The 21,550-nt window shown below is 66.6% G+C and carries 20 protein-coding genes and 2 tRNA genes; 7 read left to right on the top strand and 15 right to left on the bottom strand.

The window, feature by feature from the left end:
- Nucleotides 1-43 precede the first annotated feature (43 nt).
- Nucleotides 44-511 (top strand): TIGR02300 family protein, encoded by a 468-nt coding sequence (locus tag ACXYMR_RS03845; RefSeq protein WP_458941434.1) that lies wholly within the window; start codon nt 44-46, stop codon nt 509-511.
- 120 nt (nt 512-631) lie between these two features.
- A tRNA-Ala gene (locus ACXYMR_RS03840) sits at nt 632-707 on the top strand.
- 36 nt (nt 708-743) lie between these two features.
- Here the strand turns inward: ACXYMR_RS03840 and ACXYMR_RS03835 are convergent.
- From ACXYMR_RS03835 to ACXYMR_RS03785, 11 genes are all read right to left on the bottom strand, one after another.
- The gene (locus ACXYMR_RS03835) at nt 744-1,349 is read right to left on the bottom strand and encodes a hypothetical protein (RefSeq protein WP_458941433.1); all 606 of its coding nucleotides are present in this window, start codon (nt 1,347-1,349) and stop codon (nt 744-746) included.
- 72 nt (nt 1,350-1,421) lie between these two features.
- Nucleotides 1,422-2,249, bottom strand: coding sequence for a tetratricopeptide repeat protein (locus tag ACXYMR_RS03830; protein WP_458941431.1), 828 nt, complete (start codon nt 2,247-2,249; stop codon nt 1,422-1,424).
- Nucleotides 2,250-2,666: 417 nt separating this feature from the next.
- Entirely contained in the window at nt 2,667-3,131 is a 465-nt protein-coding gene (gene ptsN, locus ACXYMR_RS03825; protein WP_458941430.1) for a PTS IIA-like nitrogen regulatory protein PtsN, read from the bottom strand.
- Nucleotides 3,132-3,148: 17 nt separating this feature from the next.
- Nucleotides 3,149-3,778, bottom strand: coding sequence for a ribosome hibernation-promoting factor, HPF/YfiA family (gene hpf, locus ACXYMR_RS03820; protein WP_458941429.1), 630 nt, complete (start codon nt 3,776-3,778; stop codon nt 3,149-3,151).
- Nucleotides 3,779-3,963: 185 nt separating this feature from the next.
- Nucleotides 3,964-5,478: an RNA polymerase factor sigma-54 gene (gene rpoN / locus ACXYMR_RS03815; RefSeq protein WP_458941428.1), complete on the bottom strand. Its 1,515-nt coding sequence runs from the start codon at nt 5,476-5,478 to the stop codon at nt 3,964-3,966.
- A gap of 37 nt (nt 5,479-5,515) precedes the next feature.
- A complete protein-coding gene (gene lptB / locus ACXYMR_RS03810) occupies nt 5,516-6,280 on the bottom strand; it encodes an LPS export ABC transporter ATP-binding protein (RefSeq protein ID WP_458941427.1) in 765 nt (254 codons plus the stop codon).
- Nucleotides 6,281-6,298: 18 nt separating this feature from the next.
- The gene (locus ACXYMR_RS03805) at nt 6,299-6,895 is read right to left on the bottom strand and encodes an LptA/OstA family protein (RefSeq protein ID WP_458941426.1); all 597 of its coding nucleotides are present in this window, start codon (nt 6,893-6,895) and stop codon (nt 6,299-6,301) included.
- Nucleotides 6,892-7,590 (bottom strand): LPS export ABC transporter periplasmic protein LptC, encoded by a 699-nt coding sequence (lptC, locus tag ACXYMR_RS03800; protein ID WP_458941916.1) that lies wholly within the window; start codon nt 7,588-7,590, stop codon nt 6,892-6,894. The genes ACXYMR_RS03805 and lptC overlap by 4 nt, the downstream gene beginning before the upstream one ends.
- Before the next feature lie 91 nt (nt 7,591-7,681).
- Complete coding sequence (locus ACXYMR_RS03795; protein WP_458941425.1) at nt 7,682-8,296, bottom strand: ribonuclease D; 615 nt, start codon at nt 8,294-8,296, stop codon at nt 7,682-7,684.
- A gap of 32 nt (nt 8,297-8,328) precedes the next feature.
- A complete protein-coding gene (locus ACXYMR_RS03790) occupies nt 8,329-9,600 on the bottom strand; it encodes a hypothetical protein (protein WP_458941424.1) in 1,272 nt (423 codons plus the stop codon).
- Nucleotides 9,601-9,613: 13 nt separating this feature from the next.
- Nucleotides 9,614-11,065, bottom strand: a complete 1,452-nt coding sequence (locus tag ACXYMR_RS03785) for an MBOAT family O-acyltransferase (protein WP_458941423.1) — start codon at nt 11,063-11,065, stop codon at nt 9,614-9,616.
- 192 nt (nt 11,066-11,257) lie between these two features.
- Here ACXYMR_RS03785 and ACXYMR_RS03780 point away from each other — a divergent pair, with 192 nt between their 5' ends.
- From ACXYMR_RS03780 to ACXYMR_RS03770, 3 genes are read left to right on the top strand one after another with little or no spacing between them, the layout of a single operon-like run.
- On the top strand, nt 11,258-12,661 hold the full coding sequence (locus ACXYMR_RS03780) for a cytochrome ubiquinol oxidase subunit I (RefSeq protein WP_458941422.1): 1,404 nt from the start codon (nt 11,258-11,260) through the stop codon (nt 12,659-12,661).
- Complete coding sequence (cydB, locus tag ACXYMR_RS03775; RefSeq protein WP_458941421.1) at nt 12,658-13,713, top strand: cytochrome d ubiquinol oxidase subunit II; 1,056 nt, start codon at nt 12,658-12,660, stop codon at nt 13,711-13,713. The genes ACXYMR_RS03780 and cydB overlap by 4 nt, the downstream gene beginning before the upstream one ends.
- Complete coding sequence (locus ACXYMR_RS03770; RefSeq protein WP_458941420.1) at nt 13,706-13,840, top strand: hypothetical protein; 135 nt, start codon at nt 13,706-13,708, stop codon at nt 13,838-13,840. Before cydB ends, ACXYMR_RS03770 begins: the two co-directional genes overlap by 8 nt.
- Before the next feature lie 195 nt (nt 13,841-14,035).
- On the opposite strand, the gene ACXYMR_RS03765 is transcribed toward ACXYMR_RS03770, so the two are convergent.
- From ACXYMR_RS03765 to ACXYMR_RS03755, 3 genes are all read right to left on the bottom strand, one after another.
- A complete protein-coding gene (locus ACXYMR_RS03765) occupies nt 14,036-14,434 on the bottom strand; it encodes a hypothetical protein (RefSeq protein ID WP_458941419.1) in 399 nt (132 codons plus the stop codon).
- 128 nt (nt 14,435-14,562) lie between these two features.
- Complete coding sequence (locus ACXYMR_RS03760; protein WP_458941418.1) at nt 14,563-16,548, bottom strand: acyltransferase family protein; 1,986 nt, start codon at nt 16,546-16,548, stop codon at nt 14,563-14,565.
- A 147-nt stretch (nt 16,549-16,695) separates the two neighbouring features.
- Nucleotides 16,696-16,782, bottom strand: a tRNA-Leu gene (locus ACXYMR_RS03755).
- Between the two features lie 213 nt (nt 16,783-16,995).
- Here ACXYMR_RS03755 and ACXYMR_RS03750 point away from each other — a divergent pair.
- Entirely contained in the window at nt 16,996-17,964 is a 969-nt protein-coding gene (locus tag ACXYMR_RS03750; protein WP_458941417.1) for a complex I NDUFA9 subunit family protein, read from the top strand.
- A gap of 46 nt (nt 17,965-18,010) precedes the next feature.
- Nucleotides 18,011-19,141, top strand: coding sequence for a THUMP domain-containing class I SAM-dependent RNA methyltransferase (locus ACXYMR_RS03745; protein WP_458941416.1), 1,131 nt, complete (start codon nt 18,011-18,013; stop codon nt 19,139-19,141).
- Here the strand turns inward: ACXYMR_RS03745 and ACXYMR_RS03740 are convergent.
- On the bottom strand, nt 19,138-21,528 hold the full coding sequence (locus ACXYMR_RS03740) for a heavy metal translocating P-type ATPase (RefSeq protein WP_458941415.1): 2,391 nt from the start codon (nt 21,526-21,528) through the stop codon (nt 19,138-19,140). The genes ACXYMR_RS03745 and ACXYMR_RS03740 overlap by 4 nt on opposite strands.
- Nucleotides 21,529-21,550 lie beyond the last annotated feature (22 nt).

The raw sequence follows: 21,550 nt of genomic DNA, 5'->3' as shown, positions 1-21,550 counted from the left end.
ACGGGTCGCGCCGAAATTGAAAACATGGTTGTGAAGGGATGTCATGGCCAAAGCTGACCTTGGAACGAAGCGCATCTGCCCCAGCTGCAGTGCGAAATTCTATGACCTGAATCGTCGTCCGGCGCGCTGCCCGAAGTGCGAGACGGAATTCGATCCGGAAAAGGATGATGCGCGCCTGAAGCCGAAACCGATTCCAGACACGGATGAGGATGATGCGGCGACCGAGGCCAAGGCCAAGAAGCGTCCGGACGAGGACGATGATGACGGCTATGGCGACGAGGATGACGATACCCCGGAAGTCGACGTGGTCGCCCTGACCGATGATGACGACGACGATGATGATGATGACGAGAACGCCTCGGGGCTGAGCGATGACCTGCCGGACGGGTTCAGCGACAGTGATGACGAGGATGATGATGACGACGACAGCGAGGACGCCTCGGTGTTGCTCGACGATGATGAAGACGATGATCTGGGTGATTTCCCGATCGAAAAGGACGAGGATCTCTAGGCCGCTGCGGCGGGCTGCTTTTGGTGCGGAAAAGAGGCTTGATCCCGGTGAGAACCGAGACTAGGTTCCGCGCCTCTCGCCGGGGCAACACAGCCCAGCCGTCCCGGTGACCCGAGTTTCGGGGCCATAGCTCAGTTGGGAGAGCGCTTGAATGGCATTCAAGAGGTCGGCGGTTCGATTCCGCCTGGCTCCACCATCATCAAACCCCGCCGGTCGCGCCGGCGGGGTTTTTTCATGGCGTTTCGTCCAGCCCGGTCTCGCCCTTCAGGCGATTGCGCTGGCTTTCCAGGGCGTCCGGGTAGTCCGCGGTGTCGCCATATTCGAGGAAATCCTCGTAACGGCGGTGCGTCCCCTCGACCCGTTCGGCATGTTTGATGGGACACCAGTACTGCTCGGTGCGTGACGCGATCTCCGCGGTGTAGGCGATCACGCCGTTGGCGTAGGAGCAGTACAGGCAATTGAGCTTCTGAAAGGCGTTGAGATAGGGCAGGCGGTGCCGGTCGAAGACGACGTAGCGCCGCCGCGATACGCGTTGCAGTCCGTAAACCCGGAAACAGACCGACTGATAGAGGCTGACTATGATGTCGAGCAGCCCCAGCGGTGCGACCACCGCATAGATGAAGGGCGAGGTGAGGACGGCCAGGGCGCCACTGTCCATGAGGTAGCGTCGCAGGCCGATCTTCAAGGTGGCCTGGTGCGCCCGGACGCGGCGTGAAATGACCAGGCGACCGCGATGCATGCGATAGCCGAAGGCGCGGCGCCGGTCTGTCAGACGCTCCTCCAGCTTGTCTTGCAGCGCCCGGATGCGATCGCGGATTCCGTCGGTATCGCCGGTCATGCCCGTCTCCTCGGTATGCGGAGACCGGCCGGGGCTGCCCGACTCGAGGGCAGTATGCGGTCAGTCTCCAGATTAGTGCTCGAGCCACGCCGCGGCGGCGGACTCTGCGGCGGACCTCTGGGTCGCGCTGAGCCAGGCTGAGTGCTGTGCGGCCAGTCCGGCCGCGTCCGGGTGTCCGAGACGCGCGGCGGCGGTGTAGAGGGCAACGGCCTGAACCGGGTCCGGCGCGCCGACGCGGCCTTCAAGCAGGACGTCGGCAAGGGCCAGCATTGCGTAGGGGTCGCCGGCGCGGGCGCCGGTTTGCCAATGGGTCAGGGCGGCTGCGGGGTCGGCCGCTCCGGCCAGGCCTTCCATGGCGCCGATGCCCAGGATGTAGTGGGCCTCGATGAGGCGGTCGTCCCGTGTCAGCGCGGTGCGCGCGAGGCCGATGGCCCGGGCAGCATCGCTCGGGTCTGTGCCATAGAACATCAGCGCGTCGGCGAGGCTCAAATGGGCCAGGGCGCCGACGTCCGGATCTTCGAGCAATTCTTCCAGCAAGGCTCGGGCGACGGCGGTCTCGCCGTCGAAACGGAACAGGAGGAGTTCGGCGAGATTGTAGCCCGATACGCTGTCGCCGGCCTGCCAGCCAGCTTCGAAGTGCTGACGGGCGAGAGGAAGGTTTTCGGGCGTGCCAAGGCCATCGCGATGGATCAGGCCGAGCATGTAATGCGCCGCCGGGTCGCCCGCCGTGGCGGCGCGGCCAAGCCAGTCGCGTCCGGCCGCGTAGTCGGGGTTGCCGGTCTCAGGGAAGGTCAGCTGGTAGCCGCGGTCGAAGGCGCCGGGCGCCTCGGACTGGGCACGGGCCGGTGGGCTGGCACTGGCCAGGACCATGGCGGAGGCGACAAGCAGGATGCGGATCATGCTGTCACTCTTGCAGGTTTTCCGGGTGGGGCAAGGGGAGACGGGTTTTTCCGGGCCGCTGGCGCGGCCGCCCCTCATCCCCCTTCGGGACCTTCTCCCCGGTGGGGGAGAAGGGGTGGGCGGAACCAGGCCCATACACTTCAGCGTCATCCCACGGGGTCGCGCAGCGGCATCCGGGGGACCTCGGCTATCAGGTCGGCGGGAGGAGCGCGGTCGACGCGGCGGGCGGGTTGGGTGAGGTCCCCCGGATCCCGGCTGTCGCCGGGACCGTGGGATGACGGCTCAATAGAGGTCGCGCTACCGCGCTATGCGCGGAAAGAGCCATTGAGGCGAACTCTCGGCGAGAGATGAATGGGCAGGTGTGGGCGCTGGAGCGCCGCATTTTTTTACCGGGATCGTGAGGCCGTGTGCCCGCCCCTAGGCCGCGTTGCTCGCCGGTTCGGCGGCGAAGACGGCCTGGATGGCGTCGATGTCGGGGGCGGTGCGCAGGCGTTGGCGGACATCTTCGCGGCGCAGCAGGCGGGATACCCGCGCCAGCGCCTTGAGGTGTTCCGCGCCGGCGTCTTCCGGGGCGATCAGCATGAAGACGAGATCGGCCGGGCGGCCGTCAATCGACTCGAAATCGACCGGGGTGCGCAGGCGGGCGAACACGCCCACGACCCTGTCAATGCCGGGCAGGCGGGCGTGGGGAATGGCCACGCCCTGGCCGACGCCGGTCGAACCGAGGCGTTCGCGTTGCAGGATGGCATCGAAGATGTGGCGCGCCTTGAGGCCGGTCACACTCGCTGCCATTTCAGACATCGCCTGCAGGGCCTGCTTCCGGGAGGAAGCGCCCAGCTCGATGCTCACCCCGCCCTGGGGGATCAAATCCGTTAACGCCATGGTTCGACCGTGTGCTCCTAGGCTGGCTCTGAGCGTTCGGCCCGCGCCGGATCAATCCAGCCGATATGGCCGTCCGGTCGCCGGTAAACGATATTGAGGCCGCCCGATGCGGCATTGCGGAACATCAGGAAGGGCGAATCCGCCGCCTCGAGTTCGAGCGACGCCATGCCGACGGTCAGGGTGCGGAATTCGCCGGGGCGCTCCGCGATGACAATCGGTTCCGGCGCGTCACTGCCATTGACGGCGTGGCTGTCGTCCTCCCCGTCCTCGTCGACATCGTCGAGCGGGTTCTGCATGCCCTTGAGCACTACGATGGGGAATTGCTCGGCCGGGAGTTCGGCCTTGTTGTCAGTGTGGTGGTTCTTGAGTTTCCGCTTGTAGCGGCGGAGGCGCTTCTCCAGACGCTCCATTGTACTCTCGGCTGCCTTGTAGGCATCCTCGGCTTCGCCGTGGGCCTGCAGCATGACGCCCGAGGGAAGATGTACCGAACAGTCGACGCGAAAGCCGAAGCCCTCACGACTGATCGAAACATAGGCTTCTCCGGGACGGTTGAAATATTTGGATACGCCGTCCTCGACGCGACCGAGGATCTGATCCCTCAGTGCCGCCGAAACGTCGATACCCTTGCTGACCACCTGAATTTGCATGCGCTCCTTCCCGCCGGCCATACACCGGCATGTGAGGCGTTGACGTACGGTTTCGCCCTTCTCTTGGAAAGCGGGCGGAACCTAGTCGCGGGCCCGGTGCGGAGTCAATGGAAGTCTCCTAGTGCCACCGGGCGACGCGTTCGCGACGGACGTGGATTCCGCCGGGGCGCGCAGTCATGCGATCCCTAGCCAGCGCGTTTCAGAAGTCGACGACGCTGGACCGAGGAAGGGATGTTGAGCGCCTCTCGGTATTTGGCCACAGTCCGACGTGCGATTTCAATCCCTTCATCGCGCAAATGTTCCACCAGCTTGTCGTCGGACATCACCTCTTCGAGAGTTTCGTGTCCGATCAGGGACTTGATGCGGTGGCGAACAGCCTCGGCAGAATGGGCTTCCCCGCCGCCGGCGGAGGGAATGGCCGAGGTGAAGAAATATTTCAGCTCGAACATGCCGCGGGGTGTGGAAACATACTTGTTCGAGGTCACCCGGCTGACCGTGGACTCGTGCATGCCGATGGCGTCGGCCACGGTTTTCAGGTTGAGCGGGCGCAGATAGGCCACACCGTGGGCCAGGAACATGTCCTGCTGGCGGACGATCTCGCTGGCCACCTTGAGAATGGTGCGGGCACGCTGGTCGAGGCTCTTCACCAGCCAGCTGGCATTGTTGGAGCACTCGGTGATGAAGGTCTTGTCGGCCTCCGACTTGGCCGCCGCATTGATCTCGTTGGCATAGTGATTGTTGACCAGGACGCGCGGCAGGGTGTCGGTGTTGAGTTCGACGCGCCAGCTGCCATCGGGGGCCTGGCGGATGAACACGTCCGGCTCGACGGCACGCGTGGTGTCGGAGCCGAAGGCGAGGCCGGGCTTGGGTGTCAAATCGCGCAGCTCGGCGATCATCTCGTCGAGGTCTTCCGCGTCGACGCCGCAAAGCGATTGCAGGGCCGGATAGTCGTGCTTGGCCAGCAGGGCCAGATTGTCGAGCAGGGCCGCCATGGCCGGGTCGAGACGATTCTTGTCGCGCAGCTGCAGGGCCAAGCATTCGCACAGGTCGCGGGCCATCACGCCGACCGGGTCGAAGGACTGGGTCATGTCGAGCACGGCGCTGACGTGGTCGCGGTCGAGACCGAGGCGCTGCGCGATCTCGTCGAGATCGGCGCGCATGTAGCCGTCATCATCGACCATGTCGATCAGGTGGGCACCGATCAGGCGCTCGACCGGATCGGCGGTCGCGGTGGCCAGCTGGGCGTGCAGGTGTTCGGCGAGGGAAAGCTCGCGGGTGGAGTTGGCGACGACGTCATAGTCCTCGCTGGTGCCACCACCGCCGCCACCACCGCCGGAAAACTGGCTGGCACCGGCCCCGACGGCGTCGCCGGCCGGGGCGCTTTCGACGCCGGACAGGTCCGCCTTGCTGTCTTCGGTGTGCAGCACGTCGTGATCGGCATCGATGGAATCATTGGCGTCGGAGGACGGGCTGGCAAGTTCCAGCTCGCGCGGTTCGCCTTCGCCTTCCTGACGCAGTGATTCGGTCGATGATTCGCTTTCGTCGCGTTCAAGCAGGGGATTTCGTTCCAGCTCGCTTTCGACAAAGCTCGCCAGCTCGATATTCGAGAGCTGCAACAGTTTAATGGCCTGCTGGAGCTGCGGCGTCATGACCAGGGACTGGCCCTGCCGCATATCCAGTTTTTGCATCAATCCAGCCATGAAAGCCTCTGCTTGGTACGTTTCCTGCAGAGGTTAATCAGCCAAAGCTTTCTCCGAGATAAACGCGGCGCACGTCCGGGTCGGCCCGGATCTCCGCCGGCGACCCCTCGAACAGCACTTCACCCTCATGAATGATCGTTGCACGGTCAGTGATTTCAAGGGTTTCGCGGACATTATGATCGGTGATCAGAATGCCGATTCCGCGCTCCTTGAGGAAGCGGATGAGGTCGCGGATGTCGGCGATTGCCAGCGGGTCGATGCCGGCAAAAGGCTCGTCGAGGAGCATGAAGGAGGGGCGAGTCGCCAGCGCACGGGCGATTTCGACGCGCCGCCGCTCACCGCCCGACAGGGACGGGGCCGGGGCGTCGCGCAAGTGGGAAATGCGAAGCTCTTCAAGGAGTTCGTCGACCAGAGCGTGGCGTTCCTTGCGGTCCTTCTCGACCACTTCGGCGACCGCCAGCACGTTCTGGGCCACGGTCATGCCGTGAAAGATAGACTTTTCCTGTGGCAGGTAACCAATTCCCAGCCGGGCGCGCTGATACATCGGCAGGCGGGTGATATCCTCGCCATCCAGCAGGATGCGGCCGTAATCCACCTCGACCAGGCCGGTGATCATATAAAAACACGTGGTCTTGCCGGCACCGTTCGGCCCGAGCAGGCCGGCGACCTCGCCGCGTTGCAGCGACACCGAGACGCCCTTGACGACCGGGCGCTTGCGGTACGCCTTGCCAATCTGTTCGACAGTGAGCCCGGTCGGGTGCTCGGCCGCAGCCGGAGCGAATTGGGAATCGGTCAAAGCCATGTACGGACTGTCTTCCGGTTAGCGGTTGGAGGGCTGGGCGTCTTCGTCCGACCCCTGCTCGTCGGTCGCCTCGGCGCTCCGCGGCATGATCACGGAGCGGACACGCTCACCGTCGCCACTGGAACCGAATGTCGAGTTTCCGGTCACCAGATTGGTGACGAAGCGGCTACCCGTTATGACGTTCTCGCCCTGGGTGATGACAACATCGCCGGTCAGGGTGATGGTTTCCGATTCCATTTCATACTCGCCGCGATCACCGCGGGCGCGTTGTTCGGGCGTGACGTAGAGGACGTGGCCGGTGGCGACGATGCGCTCGACATTGCCCCAGGACCCGGCCGGACCGGTTCCCGTCGTGCTGCCCGCGCCGTTGAAGAATATCTCGACGCGATCGGCTTCGAGGCTTGACGTGCCCTGGAAGATCCGGACCGGTCCGAACTCCTCCGAACCAGTATAGATGACACGCCGTTCCGAGTTGAAGGCATCGAAATGGTCAGCCCGGATATCGATCGGCAGAGTGCTGTCACCGATCTGGGCACTGGCGGGTGCGCTCGACAGCGAGATAATCGCGAACAGGGCCGCAAGCGGGCCGGCGGTGCTCAAAAACCGAAGCATCATTCGCTTCCTTCCTCCAAACTCGACGTGGTGCGATCCTGGATCAGCACCGTGCGCACACTACCATCAAAACTGATGTGGTCACCGCCCTGATTGATCTCGTAGCGGTCGGCGCGGATTGATCCCATGGGGCCGGTGCCCCGCACCGGTTCATCCCCCTCGATGCGTTCCTCTCGCAGGAAAATGCGAGCGTGCTCGCTGGCGAATGAATAGCCGCTGCGCGTGCTCAGATTGACGTCGCTATTGAGCTCGAGGATCCGGTTGGGCGCGTCGTAGCGCCCGGTTTCGGCGAGGACGCGAGAGGAGTCGGTGGTGGCATTGAGCAGATCGTAATCGACGCGCGGGTGCTGCAGTTCGGTGATGCCGTCAGGGCCGTCCTGGCGACGCACGGCAAAATCCGCGGTGACCACGTAGGGGACGAGACTGGAATCGCGACCGGTAAAGCGCGGATTGGTCATGCGGATGTCCGCGCTCACCGCCTCGGTCTGCGACTGCTCGGCGCCTCGGCTGCCGAGCCAGAGCTGCACGGCGAGCAGGAGCACGATGGCGCCGGCGGCAATGGTGAAGGCCAGGCGCAGGCCCCGCACCGTGGCGGTGCGGCGCCGCGCTGCGCTCAGCGTCAGCGCACGCCGCGGCTCCCAGCGACCATGGTGCACCGGTTGCAGGCTTTCGAGGCCGGGATTGGCATAGGCGCTCATGGACACGTCGGGACTTCTTGCGGGCGGCTGTCATACAGCCGGGATGCCAGAGAAAGACCAGCCTTTGCTGACCTTTTCAAGGCAAAGACGTTCATGAATGCGCGAAAATGTCGGTCTCGGGCCAGCCGGCCAGATCGAGCTCGGCCCGCGTTGGCAGGAAGTCGAAACACGCCTGGGCGAGCTCCATGCGGCCCTCGCGTTCCAGCATTTCCGTCAGCTTTTCCCGAAGCTTGTGCAGGTGCAGCACGTCCGACGCGGCATAGTCGAGCTGGGCCTGGCTGAGCTCGGCCGCACCCCAGTCAGAGCTTTGCTGTTGCTTGTTCAGGTCAACGCCGACGAGCTCGCGGGTGACATCCTTGAGGCCGTGGCGGTCGGTATAGGTGCGCACCAGCTTGGAGGCGATCTTGGTGCAGAAGACCGGGGCCAGGGTGACGCCGAGATACTGCTTGACCATGGCGACGTCGAAACGGGCGAAGTGGAAGATCTTGATGACTTCCGGATTGGACAGCAGGGCCTTGAGGTTGGGGCAGTCGTAGCGGGTGCGGTCGAGCTGCACAACATGGGCGTCGCCATCACCGGAGGACAGCTGGACCACACACAATTTGTCACGCAACAGGGACAGGCCGAGGGTTTCGGTGTCGACGGCCACGACAGGGCCCAGATCGATATCGGCCGGCAGGTCGCCGCGGTGATAGTGCACGCTCATCTCAAACTTCCCATTGCTTTTGCCAAGAGGTCCTAACGCCGGGCGTCGGCCGGTGCAATGCGTTCAAGCTTGTCCTCGAGGGAGCGCCAGTCGTCTCGATTGAGGAATTGCGGCGGCTGGATCTCGGCCGTGGCTCCGCCTTCAATGGTGGCCTGGATGAGGGCGGCGGCGGCCTGACCGTCTTCACCGGCCAGCCAGTCGGCGCGGCGGCGCTCGATCACGGCCTCGCTGTCGGTGGCGCTGGCGGGGGTCAGGCGAAGGCCGAGCGGATCGACATTGCCGTCCCCGGCATGGCCGCCGGAGTGGATGCGGTCGAGCAATTGCTGGCCCATGTGCGGCAGGTAGTGGGAGGGCTCGTAGAAGGACGGGTGCGCCTCTGTCGTATCGGGGGCCGGGGCGTCCTGCGTGGCCAGGGGCTGGAAGCCGGAGAAATCCCACAACACGGCGCCGCTCACGTCATCGGTGCAGGTCTCTACCGGCTGGCGTTCGGAATAGCGCTCGAACAGGTCGGCGATATCGCGGCGGAAGGCGAAATAGTCCGGGGCGCGGCCGGCCTGGAACATCGCCTCTTCGCGCCAGGCATGCAGGGGGTGGATGAAGCCGATGACCTGGACGCCACTGGCGGTGACCGCGTCGAGCACACGCTCGAAATAGGCCAGGCGTTCCGGATCGTATTGATAGCCGAGATAATAGCTGTAGATGCCCCGGGCACCGCTTTCATAGCGTTGGCGTTGCCAGCCCGGCTCGTAGGTGTCGGCCCAGGGCCGGCGCGGTTCGCTGCCGGTCAGGTTGTCGGCGATCAGCTGCACCCCGGCACCGAAGGTGGAGGGCGACAGCGACACCCGGGCCCGGGCCAGCGCCGCCTGGCCGTCGGTCAGCGCGGACAGCCAGTAGGTCGCCTTGGTCTTGCCGTGCGTGCCGAACTCGTCGAGGTCGAGGCCGATGACAACGCAGCGCAGCTCTTCGTTGCGGGCGGCCAGTGCCATGGCCTGGCCGAGCTCGAAGATGTTGGTGCCGCGCATGCCGGCATTGTACAGCCCGCCCGGCCAGTTCCCGGGTTCCCGCGGGAAGCCGTCGACGGTGCGTGACGAGCCAAGCAGGATCGAGCGGTCGCCGCCCCGCGCCAGCCGGTCGGCGACGTGGACACGGCCGCCGTCCTCGAGCAGGCGGGTGTCGCGTTCGGTCAGACCGGGAATGTCAGGGGCGCGGGTGACGCCGAACGGATCGACCAGGGCGTTGAAGCTGGCAAACAGGGCGAGGCCGCCGATCAGACCGGTCAGGAAGGTCGCGGTATAGCGTTGCATCGGATCGCCCTCCCTAGAAGGTGTAGTAGATGAATTCGGACGTCTTCCAGGCGTTCAGGACGGACAGGAAGAGGAGGGCGGCGGCGGCGGTTGCCATGCCCTGACGGAAGCGCCATCGCGGACCGGGTTTGGGGCGGATCTGGGCGTCCTTGAGGCTCTGCTCGTCGATCACGTCGGCGAAGATTTCCGGTGTGTCGGGCAGCGCCCAGACGATGCCCATGCCGAACACGATCCAGGCCACCGCGTCGAGCGTGACGCCTTCCAGGCCGAGCCCGGAGAAGCCGAACATGCCGGCCAGGATGCGACCGGCCCCGGACCAGCTCTCGGCCCGGAAGAACACCCAGGCAATGGTCGTGAAGGCGAAGGTCAGGGCCACGGCGATGACGCGCCTGCGGCCGTCAAACCAGCCCTTCGGCCCCCATTTGGCCCAGTAATGGTTGACCGTCAGCCCGAGCCCGTGCAGCCCGCCCCAGATCACGAAGGTCCAGGCCGCGCCGTGCCACAGGCCGCCGAGCAGCATGGTGGTCATCAGGTTGATCGAGCGCCGGGTTTCGCCCTTCCGGTTGCCACCGAGCGGGATGTAGAGGTGGTCGCGCAGGAAATGGCTGAGCGTGATGTGCCAACGGCGCCAGAACTCGACAACCGAGGCGGATTTGTATGGCCCGTTGAAATTGATCGGCAGGCGGTAGCCGAGGCAGCGCGCCAGGCCTAGCGCCATGTCGGAATAGCCGGAGAAGTCGAAGAAGATCTGCAGCGCATAGGCCACCGCACCGACCCAGGCGAGGACCAGGCCCGGTTCGCCGCCGCGCTCGGCCATGGCGAACAGGGAGGAGGCGACCGGCTCGATGTTCTCGGCGATCAGCACTTTCTTGGCCAGGCCGACGGAGAAAATGGTCAGCCCGATGCCGAGATTGTCCCAGATGTCGTCCTTGCGCTCCTTGTCGGCAAACTGGGCCGCGATCTGGTGGTGCTGGATCAGCGGGCCGGCAACGATGTGCGGGAAGAAGGAGACGAAGAGGGTGTGCGAGGCGAGGTGTCCCGGCATCGTCTTGCGCCGCGCGATGTCGACCAGAAAGGAGATCTGCTGGAAGGAGAAGAAGGAGATGGCCAGCGGCAGGCCGACCTGCAGGATGGGCAGGTCCAGCGGGGTTACCGCGTTGATATTGCTGGTCAGGAAGCCGGCATACTTGAAGAAGCCGAGCAGGGAGAGGTTGAAGATGATGCCGATCGCCAGCCAGGGCTGATTGCCCCATCGCACCATGGCCCTTGCGACCAGGTGGTTGACCGCCACCGAGCCGAGCAGGAGAGGCAGGTTGCGCACGTCCCACCACGCGTAGAACACCAGCGAGGCGATGTTGAGCACCAGCAAGGCGGCCAGGTGTGAGACGTAGCGCCGCGTCAGATAGTAGGCTGCCAGCACGCCGGGCAGGAACAGGAACAGGAATTCGAACGAGTTGAAAAGCATTGCGCGGCGGCCCCCCGGGGAAGCGCGACGCTAGCGGCGGCAGGCTGGGGCGGCAAGGCGGGGCTGCACGCGCAGGGGTGTTGCGGCGGGTCTCAACGGCGGCAATGGCCTGGATCCGGCCGCTGCGACAAATTGCGCCTCGCATTCTTCGCCGCCGGTGGTAGGTAAAAACCCTAATGGGGGTCCGGTTATATGGAATTCGACGCGCTTATCCTGTCACGGCTGCAGTTTGCATTCGTGATTGCCTTTCACATCATTTTTCCCGCTTTCACGATCGGTCTCGCCGCCTTTCTCGCCGTCTGCGAGGGATTGTGGCTGAAGACGCGCAAGCCCGTGTTCCGGCAGCTCTACCTGCACTGGGTCAAGATCTTCGCACTGGCCTTTGCCATGGGCGTGGTGAGTGGCGTGGTGATGAGCTACCAGTTCGGCACCAATTGGAGCGTGTTCTCAGACCTGACGGGCAATGTCCTGGGGCCCTTGCTCGGGTACGAGGTGCTGACGGCCTTCTTCCTGGAAGCCAGCTTCCTCGGCGTCATGCTGTTCGGCTGGAACCGGGTTGGCGAGAAGCTGCACTTCGTGGCCACGTGCGCGGTCGCTGTCGGGACCACGATTTCCGCCTTCTGGATCCTCTCGGCCAATAGCTGGATGCAGACGCCGGACGGCTTCATCATCGACGAGACGGGACGTTTCTTTGCCACCGACTGGTGGGCCGTGATCTTCAATCCGAGTTTCCCGAGCCGTCTCGTGCACATGTTGCTGGCGGCCTACATCACCACCGCCGCCGTGATCCTGGCGGCCGGGGCCTGGCAGACCTGGCGCCGGCATGACAGCGCGGCGACGCGCTGGCAGATGCGCATGGCGGCGGGCACGCTGCTGGTGCTGATGCCGGTGCAGATCTGGGCCGGCCACTGGTCCGGCGAGGTGGCGCACCACTATCAGCCGGCCAAGGTGGCCGCGATGGAAGGCTGGTGCGACACGGCGGACGTCCAGGGCACGGTGCTGATCGCCTGGCCGGCCAGCAATGAGTGCGGGCTCGACGGCATCACCGTGCCGGGCACGTCGCCCTACCTGTTTGCCCAGGGCGAGCCGCTGCGCGGGCTCGATGACTTTGCCGCCGAGGACCTGCCACCCCTGTGGCTGACCTTCTGGAGTTTCCGGATCATGGTGGGAGCAGGCCTGGCCCTTCTGGGACTGGGTCTGTGGGGCTGTGTGCTGTGGTGGCGCGGTCGGCTCGACCGGCGCGGCCTGTTCCACCTGCTGGCCATTCCGGGCGGTACGCTCGGCTTCATCGCGGTGATTTCGGGCTGGGTCGTGGCCGAGGTCGGACGCCAGCCCTACACGGTCTACGGCGTGCTGCGCACGGCCGACAGCCTGTCGCCGGTCAGTGCCGGACAGGTGGCCATCTCGCTGCTCGTCTTCATGATCGTCTACGCCATCATCTTCACCGCTGGCAGCGTCTACATGGTGCGCATTGCCACGCGCGGTTTCGGCGACCAGCCGACGCCGGGACCGGAGCAGGCCAAGCGGGCGCCCGGTACGCCGCTGGGGTCGGTGGGTGACCCGGCCGAGTGCCCGGACGAAGGAATGACGACATGACCGAATTCCTGCCCATCGCCTGGGCCGCCCTGATTGCCATCGGGGTGCTGCTCTACGTCGCCCTGGACGGCTTCGACCTCGGGATCGGCATGCTGTCGGCACGGGCCCGCAGCGGGGCCGAGCGGGACCTGATGACGGCCACGATCGAGCCGGTCTGGGACGGTAATGAAACCTGGCTGATCATTGGCGGCGGCGGCCTGCTGGCGGCTTTCCCGCCGGCCTACGCCATTCTCATGCCGGCCTTCTACCTGCCGCTCCTCGTCATGCTGGCGGCACTGATCTTCCGCGGCGTTGCCTTCGAGTTCCGCCACAAGGCGGTGCGCCTGACCACGCGCAAGTTCTGGAATGGCGCGTTCTTCGGTGGCTCGCTGGTGGCTGCGCTGGCGCAAGGCGCGATGCTGGGCGCCTTCGTGCAGGGCGTGGCGGTCGAGGACGGGGCGTTTGCCGGCGGCGCGATGGACTGGCTGACGCCCTTCTCGCTGCTGACCGCGATCGCGGTCGCCATCGGTTATGTCCTGCTCGGCGCCTGCTGGCTCTATCTCAAGACCGAGGGCGAATTGCAGGCCCGGGCCGCCGGCTGGGGCCGGCTGGCCCTGATCGCCCTGTCGCTGTGCTTCGCCGCGGTCAGCCTGGCCATGCTGGGTATCGAGGACATCGTGGCGACGCGCTGGGGACTGTCGCTGCAGGACGGTATCGACTGGGGCCGGCTGGCCCTGCTGGCGCCGGTGCCGATCATCGGCATGGCCCTGTGCGGGCTGCTCTACTGGCGGCTGTCGCAGCCCGCCGGGCACGGGCGCTGGGCCGACACGATGCCCTTCCTGGCCGCGGTCGGCATCTTCGTGTCCGGCTATTTCGGGCTCGCCGTGTCGCTGTTTCCCTTCATCGTGCCGTTCTCGGTGACGGTGCAGGAGGCCGCGGCGCACCCGGATTCGCAGGCTTTCCTGCTGGTCGGCGCGGTCGTCATGCTGCCGGTCATCCTGGCCTATACGGCGTATGTCTACTCGCTGTTCTGGGGCAAGGTGCGCGAAGGCGAGGGCTATGCCCATGACTGAGCCCGGTGAAACGCCACGCTCGCGGCTGTCGCAATGGGCCTGGTTCATCGGCCTGATCATGGCCTCCACGGCGGTGGTGGCCACGGTCGCCTACGCACTGCGCGGCCTATTGTTCTGGGCCGGCTGACGGGCGGTCTTCCAGCGACGATCGCGAAAAGCGGGGATAACTTTCCCGAAATCCCCGCTTTTTCGCGCGTCTATTATAATGTTTTCAAAGGCTTGTAATTTTCTTGCCGGATAAAATCCGCCGGGGTCCGGTCCGCCCGCATACTGGGCAGGCTGGAGATGGTCCGGGAGAAGGCCGGATCCCCAGCGCCGGGCCTCAGCCCTCTGCGTCGGCGGTTTCCGTGGCCGCGACGCGCAGTTTTTCCGCCTCGTCCTCGGCCCGGTCCTTGGCTTCCTTGACGTAGCGCACGTGTGCCACGGCCTTGCCGTCGAGCTGGACGGCCCAGGCCTTGCCGGAGCCCTTGGGGTCAGGGCCATGGATCAGGTCGAAGCGCTGCTGGCCGCCGATCCAGCCTTCGTGATGGCCTTTCTCGGCCACTTTCCAGGCGATGACATGGGCTTTTGGCTCACCGGCCTCGGCACTCAGTTCGTCGAGCCAGTCGATCAGCTGCTGCGCGTCTGCGGCATGGTCGCCCGACAGTGCCCGCACGCAATTCTCGCGCAGCGTGGCACGCTGCGAGGCCGTCATGTCGGCGAGTTGTTCCTGGGTAAGCATCGGCAGCCTCGTTCACCGGGGCTGGATCGCCCCGCAGAGACCCATGGTCGCATGACACGGCGAAAGAGGCAAAATGTCAGCGCGGTCGGCCCGGGAAAAAGGCTGGGCGATCAGGCTCTGGCGCGGCGTCAGGGCTGGGTCACGGCCGTGCCGGGGGACTCATTGGCGGGCGTCGCGCCGACGAGATCGCGCAACAGGTCGGGGTAACGCTCGGCGTACAGACGGCCGCTCATTTCCGCGTACTCACGCGACATGTGGTGGGAGTCGAAGGAGACCGGGACGCCGCCGGGCGTCTGGGCGAGGCAGGTCTCGGCTTGCCGGTCGCGACACAGCAGCTCGATGCGGTCGACATAATGGTCGGTGCGCCGCATGAACTCCGCGAACAGGCTGTCGTTCGCGTCGTCCGCGAAATAGGTCAGGTGGTCCGCGCTCAGGCAGTTCTGCGCCGACCCCGTTTCGATGATGATGCGCGGGCAATCAATGTCGGTCTGCATGAAGCCGCCGAACGAGATCACGGCCAGGTCCGGATTGATTGCCTGCAGGTCGTCGATCAGTTGCAGCATGGTCTGCTTGTTGGCCGCGAAGGGCCGGTGGGCCGCGTAGGCGAGGATATCCATCTCGCCCAATACGGCCGGGTCGAACAGCGCATCGAGCCGAGCCTGGCAGTTGTCCCAGCCGGATACCCAGCGACCGTTTTCGCGGGTCGGGTCACACCGGTTCAGCGTTCCGAAGGAGGTGATGTTGATGTCGTCGGAATCGCCATAGCCGGCGGCCAGGAAGTTGACCGCATCGGGTTCGTGGGAATTGCCCAGGGCGAGGATCTGGACCTCGGCCTCCCGGTTGCAGACGGGCTGGCTCAGGTAACGCTCGACCCGGCACTGGAAGCGGTCACCGGAATAGCGAGCCGTCATGCCGGCCCGGATGGTCTCCGGCGTGTAGTTCAGGCTGGGATAGCGCCAGGTCCAGCCGTCGGTGGCGTAGGCGTGTATGCTGAGCGACACCACGGTCACGGTCACCAGACCGACCAGGGCAGAGCCCAGCCGGCGGTGCGAGGACACCCCGCCGCCCCAGCCGGCGCGGCTGTGGAAGCGCCGCTCGACACCGTAATGCAGGCCTGCGGCGGCGAGCAGGGTGGCGGCGGCGAGGCCGGCCATTTCAATCGGGGTCAGATCGAGCCCGGTCTCGTAGCGATAGAAGACAATGATCGGCCAGTGGACAAGATAGATCGAGTAGGAGGCGCGTCCGAGCCAGTTGCTGACCGGGTTGGCCAGGATGGCCCGGCCGACCGGCCCGCTGCCGGAGGGTGTGGCTCCGGCGATCAGCAGGGCCGCTGCGCCGAGCGTCGGGGGTACGGCGTACCAGCCCGGGAACGGGGTGTCCGCGTCGTACATCAGGATGCAGGCCATGACGGTCACCAGGCCGGCGACCAGGATGACGTCGCGCCAGGGCCCCTGCACGAGGCGCAGGGTGAGCGGTGCCTTCAACAGCACCTGGCCGACCCAGGCGCCCAGGGCGAACTGGAAGATGCGGAAGGGAAACAGGTAGAAGGCGGCCGAGCGGTCGATCTGGGCGACAACCAGGCAGAGCACGAAACTGCCCACCAGGATGACACTCAGGCTGATGCCGAGGGAGAACCAGCGGCGCAGGGCGAACACGCCCACCATCAGGGCAGGCCAGAACAGGTAGAATTGTTCTTCGACGCCCAGCGACCAGGTGTGCAGGAGGGGTTTGAGTTCGGACAGGCGATCCCAGTACCCGGCCTCCATCCAGAAATTGATGTTGGACACCCAGGCCGTCGCCGCGAGCGCCGAGCGGGCGAAGGGTTTGAAGTCGTCCGGGGTCAGGATGAAGGCGGCGAGCAGGAAGCTGGCGGCAATGGTCACGAACATGGCCGGCATCAGGCGCCGGGCGCGGCGCCAGTAGAAATCCCGGAACGAGAATTTCCCGCGCTCGACATCGCGCGCAATCAGCGTGGTGATGAGATAACCAGACACGACGAAAAACACGTCAACGCCCAGATACCCGCCCTCGAAGGCCGACAGTGTCAGGTGAAACAACAGGACCGCGACGACGGCGATGGCGCGGATACCGTCCAGGTCGGCACGATAAGTCATATGGGGGAGCTGAACTGTCGATCTAAGAGGAGGGACGAAGCGGTCATGCCAGTTTCCCCACGCGACCAGCGACGGTCAAGGCTTCTCTGCGCTCGCCGCAACGGCGCGGTCCGGCACTGCGGTTCAGGCGTTTTCGTTGAGGGTCGATGGTGCCCAGGAGAAGACTCGAACTTCCACTCCCTTGCGGGAACTGGCACCTGAAGCCAGCGCGTCTACCAATTCCGCCACCTGGGCAGGTGTCGAGGCGCGGTAGGTAAAACGGGTGGGGGGTGGTGTCAACGGGGTTGCGCGGGGCGATGCAGTGCGCGGTGCAGCTGGGGCCCGGGCGCGGGCACGCAGGAGTGCGGCGCGGGCTGCGGCAGGCGCGGCCAAGCGCATTGTGCGATGGACAGGGGCGGCGTTTTTTGGTCTATCCGGCCCCGACCCTCTTTAATCAAGGGAAGCACCATGCTGCGAGACGAGATCATCACCGTGTTCGGCGGGTCCGGCTTTGTCGGACGCCATGTGGTTCGCGCCCTGGCGCGCGACGGCTACCGGGTCCGCGTGGCCTCGCGGCGGCCGCACCTGGCGCAGGATCTGCGCGTCATGGGCGTGGTTGGCCAGGTGCAGCTGGTACAGGCCAATATCCGGGTCGAAAGCTCGGTGGCCCGCGCCGTCGAGGGCGCGTCGGCGGTGGTCAATCTGGTCGGGGTGCTCAATGAAAGCGGCCGGCAGAGCTTCACGCGCCTGCACGAGCAGGGGGCCCGCACCGTCGCCGAGGCCGCCAAGGCAGCCGGCATCACGCGCTTCGTGCAGATGTCGGCGATCGGCGCCGATGCCGACAGTGACAGCCGCTATGCCCGGTCCAAGGCGGCCGGCGAGCAGGCAGTCCGCGATGTGCTGCCGACGGCCACCATCCTGCGCCCGTCGATCATTTTCGGCACCGATGACGAGTTCTACAACCGCTTCGCCGGCATGGCGCGCTTCGCGCCGGCCCTGCCGCTGTTCGGTGGCGGCAAGACGCGTTTCCAGCCGGTGTTCGCCGGTGATGTGGGCGAGGCCGTGCTGGCCTCGATCAAGAGCGATGCGGCGCGCGGCGAGACCTACGAACTCGGCGGGCCCGGCATCTACACCTTCGAGGAGATGATGAAATTCATCCTCGAGACCACCGACCGGCCGCGCTTCCTGGTGCCGCTGCCCTGGTTCGTCGGTGCCGCGATTGCCACGGTGTCGGAAGTCGTTGGTGCGCTGCCCATCATCGAGCCGCCCCTGACGCGCGACCAGCTGACCCAGCTCAAGCGCGACAATGTCGTTGCCGATGATGCCAAGACACTGGCCGATCTGGGTGTCGAGGCGGAGACGGTGGAGTCGATCGTGCCGGGCTATCTGGCGCGCTATCGCCGCTACGGCCAGTTCCACGAGCGTTCGGAACACTGATGCCTTCGCGCGCGCTGAGCCGCACCGGCCGTGACCGGGTGGCGGCATGAGCGCGGCGGACTTCGAGATTTTCCTGGTGACCGCGCCGGGCCTGGAAAGCGTCCTGGCCGAGGAAGTGCGCGCGCTCGGCCTGGGCGAGCCCCGGCTCGAGGCGGGCGGGGTGACGATCCGCGGCAGCTGGCCCGATGTGTGGCGGGCCAATCTGTGGTCGCGCTGCGCCACGCGGGTGCTGGCCCGTATCGCCGAGTTTCCCGCCGTGCACCTGTCACAGCTCGACAAGAAGGCACGCCAGGTCGACTGGGCGGCCGTGCTGCGACCCGACGTGCCGGTGCACGTGGAGGCGTCCAGCCGGGGCTCCAAGATCTATCACCAGGGGGCGGCGGCGGAGCGCGTCGGCAAGGCGATCACCGAGACGCTGGGGGCCCCCCTGGCAGCCGGGGTGGCCGATGCGGGCATTCGCGTGCGCCTGCGTATCGAGCGCAATCTGTGCACGCTCAGCATCGACACGTCCGGCGAGTTGCTGCACCGGCGCGGCCACAAGGCGGCGGTGGCCAAGGCGCCGCTGCGCGAGACGCTGGCGGCGAGTTTCCTGCGGGCTGCGGGTTATGACGGCTCGGCGCCGGTGGTCGACCCGATGTGCGGCTCGGGAACCTTCGTGCTGGAAGCGGCTGAGATGGCGGCCGGGCTGGCACCGGGGCGCGAGCGCGGCTTTGCCTTCGAGCAGCTGGCCACGTTCGACGCGGCCGCCTGGCGGGCCCTGAAGGAGACATTGCCGGCACCGCGCGAGGCCGGCTTCACCTGTCGCGGCTCGGACCGCGATGCCGGGGCGGTGCGCATGGCGCAGGCCAATGCCGAACGCGCCGGGCTGGCCGGGCGAACCGGCTTCGAGGTGTGCGACGTGCGCCAGCTCAAGGCGCCGGACGGACCGAAGGGCTGGGTCATGATCAACCCGCCCTATGGCGCCCGCATCGGCAACAAGAGGGCGATGTTCGGCCTTTACGGGGCCCTCGGCGACACGCTGCGCCGCGAGTTTGCCGGCTGGCGCGTCGGGCTGGTGACCACCGACGCGGCGCTGGCCAGGGCCTGCCGCCTGCCCTTCGGCGCGCCGGGCCGCCCGGTAGATCATGGCGGGCTCAAGATCCGCCTGTTCCAGACCGGTCCTCTCGACCAGGGCTAGAGGCGGACCGAGCGCAGGCGCAGGGCGTTGGCGATGACCGAGACCGAAGACAGGCTCATCGCGGCAGCCGCCAGCATGGGCGAGATCAGCCAGCCGGTGAGCGGGTACAGCACGCCGGCGGCAACCGGCACGCCGATTCCGTTGTAGACCAAGGCGAAAAACAGGTTCTGACGGATATTGCGCAGGGTCGCGGTGGCCAGGCGGCGGGCCCGGACGAGCCCGGCCAGGTCCCCGCCGACCAGGGTGATGCCGGCGCTCTCGATGGCCACGTCGGCGCCGCTGCCCATGGCGATGCCGACCTCGGCGGCGGCCAGCGCCGGCGCGTCATTGACCCCGTCACCGGCCATCGCGACGCGGGCCCCGCCCGCCTGCAGCTCGGCGACTATATCGGCCTTGTCCTGCGGCAGCACGTCGGCCCGGATGTCGTCGATACCGAGACGGGTGGCGACAGCGCGGGCAGTGCGCGCATTGTCGCCGGTGGCCATGACGATGCGCAGGCCGAGTGCCTTGAGCTCTTCGAGGGCGCCGGCGGTGCCGGCCTTGACCGGGTCGGCGACGCTGACCAGGCCGGCGAGCGTGCCGTCGACGGCGACCAGCATCACCGTTTCGCCGGCGTCCCGCCTCGCATCGGCCCGGGCGCTCACGCCACCGGCCTCGATGCCGAGCCGGGCCATCAGGGCGGGATTGCCGAGCGCCACCGCCCGGCCATCGACCCGGCCGGTGACGCCCATGCCGGTCACGGCCTGGAAGTCGGTCGTGGCGCCGAGCGCGAGGTTGCGCCCGGCGGCGCCGGCAAGGATGGCGGCGGCAAGAGGATGTTCCGAGCCGCGCTCGAGGCTGGCGGCGAGGCGCAGGAGTTCGGATTCGTCCTGCCCCTTCGCAGGCTCGACGCCGACCAGGGCCGGGCGCCCCTCGGTCAGGGTGCCGGTCTTGTCGAGGATCAGCGTGTCGACGCGTGCCAGGGCTTCCAGCGCCTCGGCATCGCGCATCAGAACGCCGGCCTGGGCGCCGCGCCCGGTGGCGGTCATGACCGACATCGGGGTGGCCAGGCCGAGCGCGCAGGGACAGGCGATGATGAGCACGGTCACGGCGACAACGAGGCCGTAGGACATGGCCGGATCGGGGCCGAGCAGGGACCAGGCGATGAAGGCCAGCGCGGCCACGGCAATGACCGCCGGGACGAAGCGGCCGGCCATTATGTCGGCCATTCTCTGGATCGGGGCGCGGCTGCGCTGGGCGCTGGCGACCATGTCGACGATCTGGCTGAGCACGGTGTCGGCGCCGATGCGTCGGGCCTCGATGACCAGGGTGCCGGTGCCGTTCAGGGTGGCCCCGGTGACGCTGTCGCCGGGCGTCTTCTCGACTGGCACAGCCTCTCCGGTGAGCATCGACTCGTCGACCGCCGAGCGTCCCTCCACGACATCGCCATCGACCGGAATCTTGTCGCCGGGGCGGACCCGAAGGCGGTCGCCGAGCTGGATGTCGGCCAGGTCGACTTCGCGATCGGTGCCGTCGGGATCGACCCGCAGGGCGGTGTCCGGGGCGAGGTCGAGCAGGGCGCGGATGGCCGAGCCGGTGCGGTCGCGTGCGGCGAGTTCGAGCAATTGGCCGAGCAGGACCAGCACGATGATCACGGCGGCGGCTTCGAAATACACGCCGACCTCGCCGCCATGATGGCGGAAGGCGTCAGGGAACAGGCCGGGGGCGAGGGTGGCGACAAGGCTGAACCCATAGGCAGCGCCGACGCCCATGGCGATCAGGGTGAACATGTTGAGATGACCGCTGACCACGGAGCGGGCACCACGCACGAAGAAGGGCCAGCCGGACCAAAGGACGACCGGCGTGGCGAGGGCGAGTTCGATCCACTGGGCGGTGCGCTCACCCAGTCCATCGCGCAGCCCGGCCCAGCCCAGCATGGGTGACATGGCGAGGATCAAGAGGGGCACGGTCAGGAGCGTGCCGAGCACGAAGCGCCGGCGGAAATCGACGAATTCGGGATTGGGGCCCTCATCACCCGCGGGCACGCCCATCGGTTCGAGGGCCATGCCGCAGATCGGGCAGTCGCCGGGGCCGTCGCGAATGACTTCGGGGTGCATCGGGCAGGTGTATGTGGTGCCGGCCGGAGCATCGGCGGCGGCCTGCCGGTGGGCGCCGGAGATATAGTGGTCCGGGTCGGTGACGAACCTGTCACGGCACGAGGATGAGCAGAAGTGCCAGGTGCGGCCGTCATGCTCGGCGCTCGGCGTGTCGGCGTCGGGGGCGACCGTCATTCCGCATACAGGGTCGGTGGTCAGGCCGTGCGCGGGCGCATCGGCGGCGGGAGGTGTGCCGGAAGGGGTGTGCGTGCGGTGGCAGCAGTTCGCTCCGGACGGGCCATGCGTTGTCATTTCGGTGCTCCTATCGACCATT

This window comes from Maricaulis sp. CAU 1757, assembly GCF_054482675.1.
The sequence above is the reverse complement of the archived record's forward strand: the minus strand, read 5'-3'. Positions and strand labels throughout refer to the sequence as shown.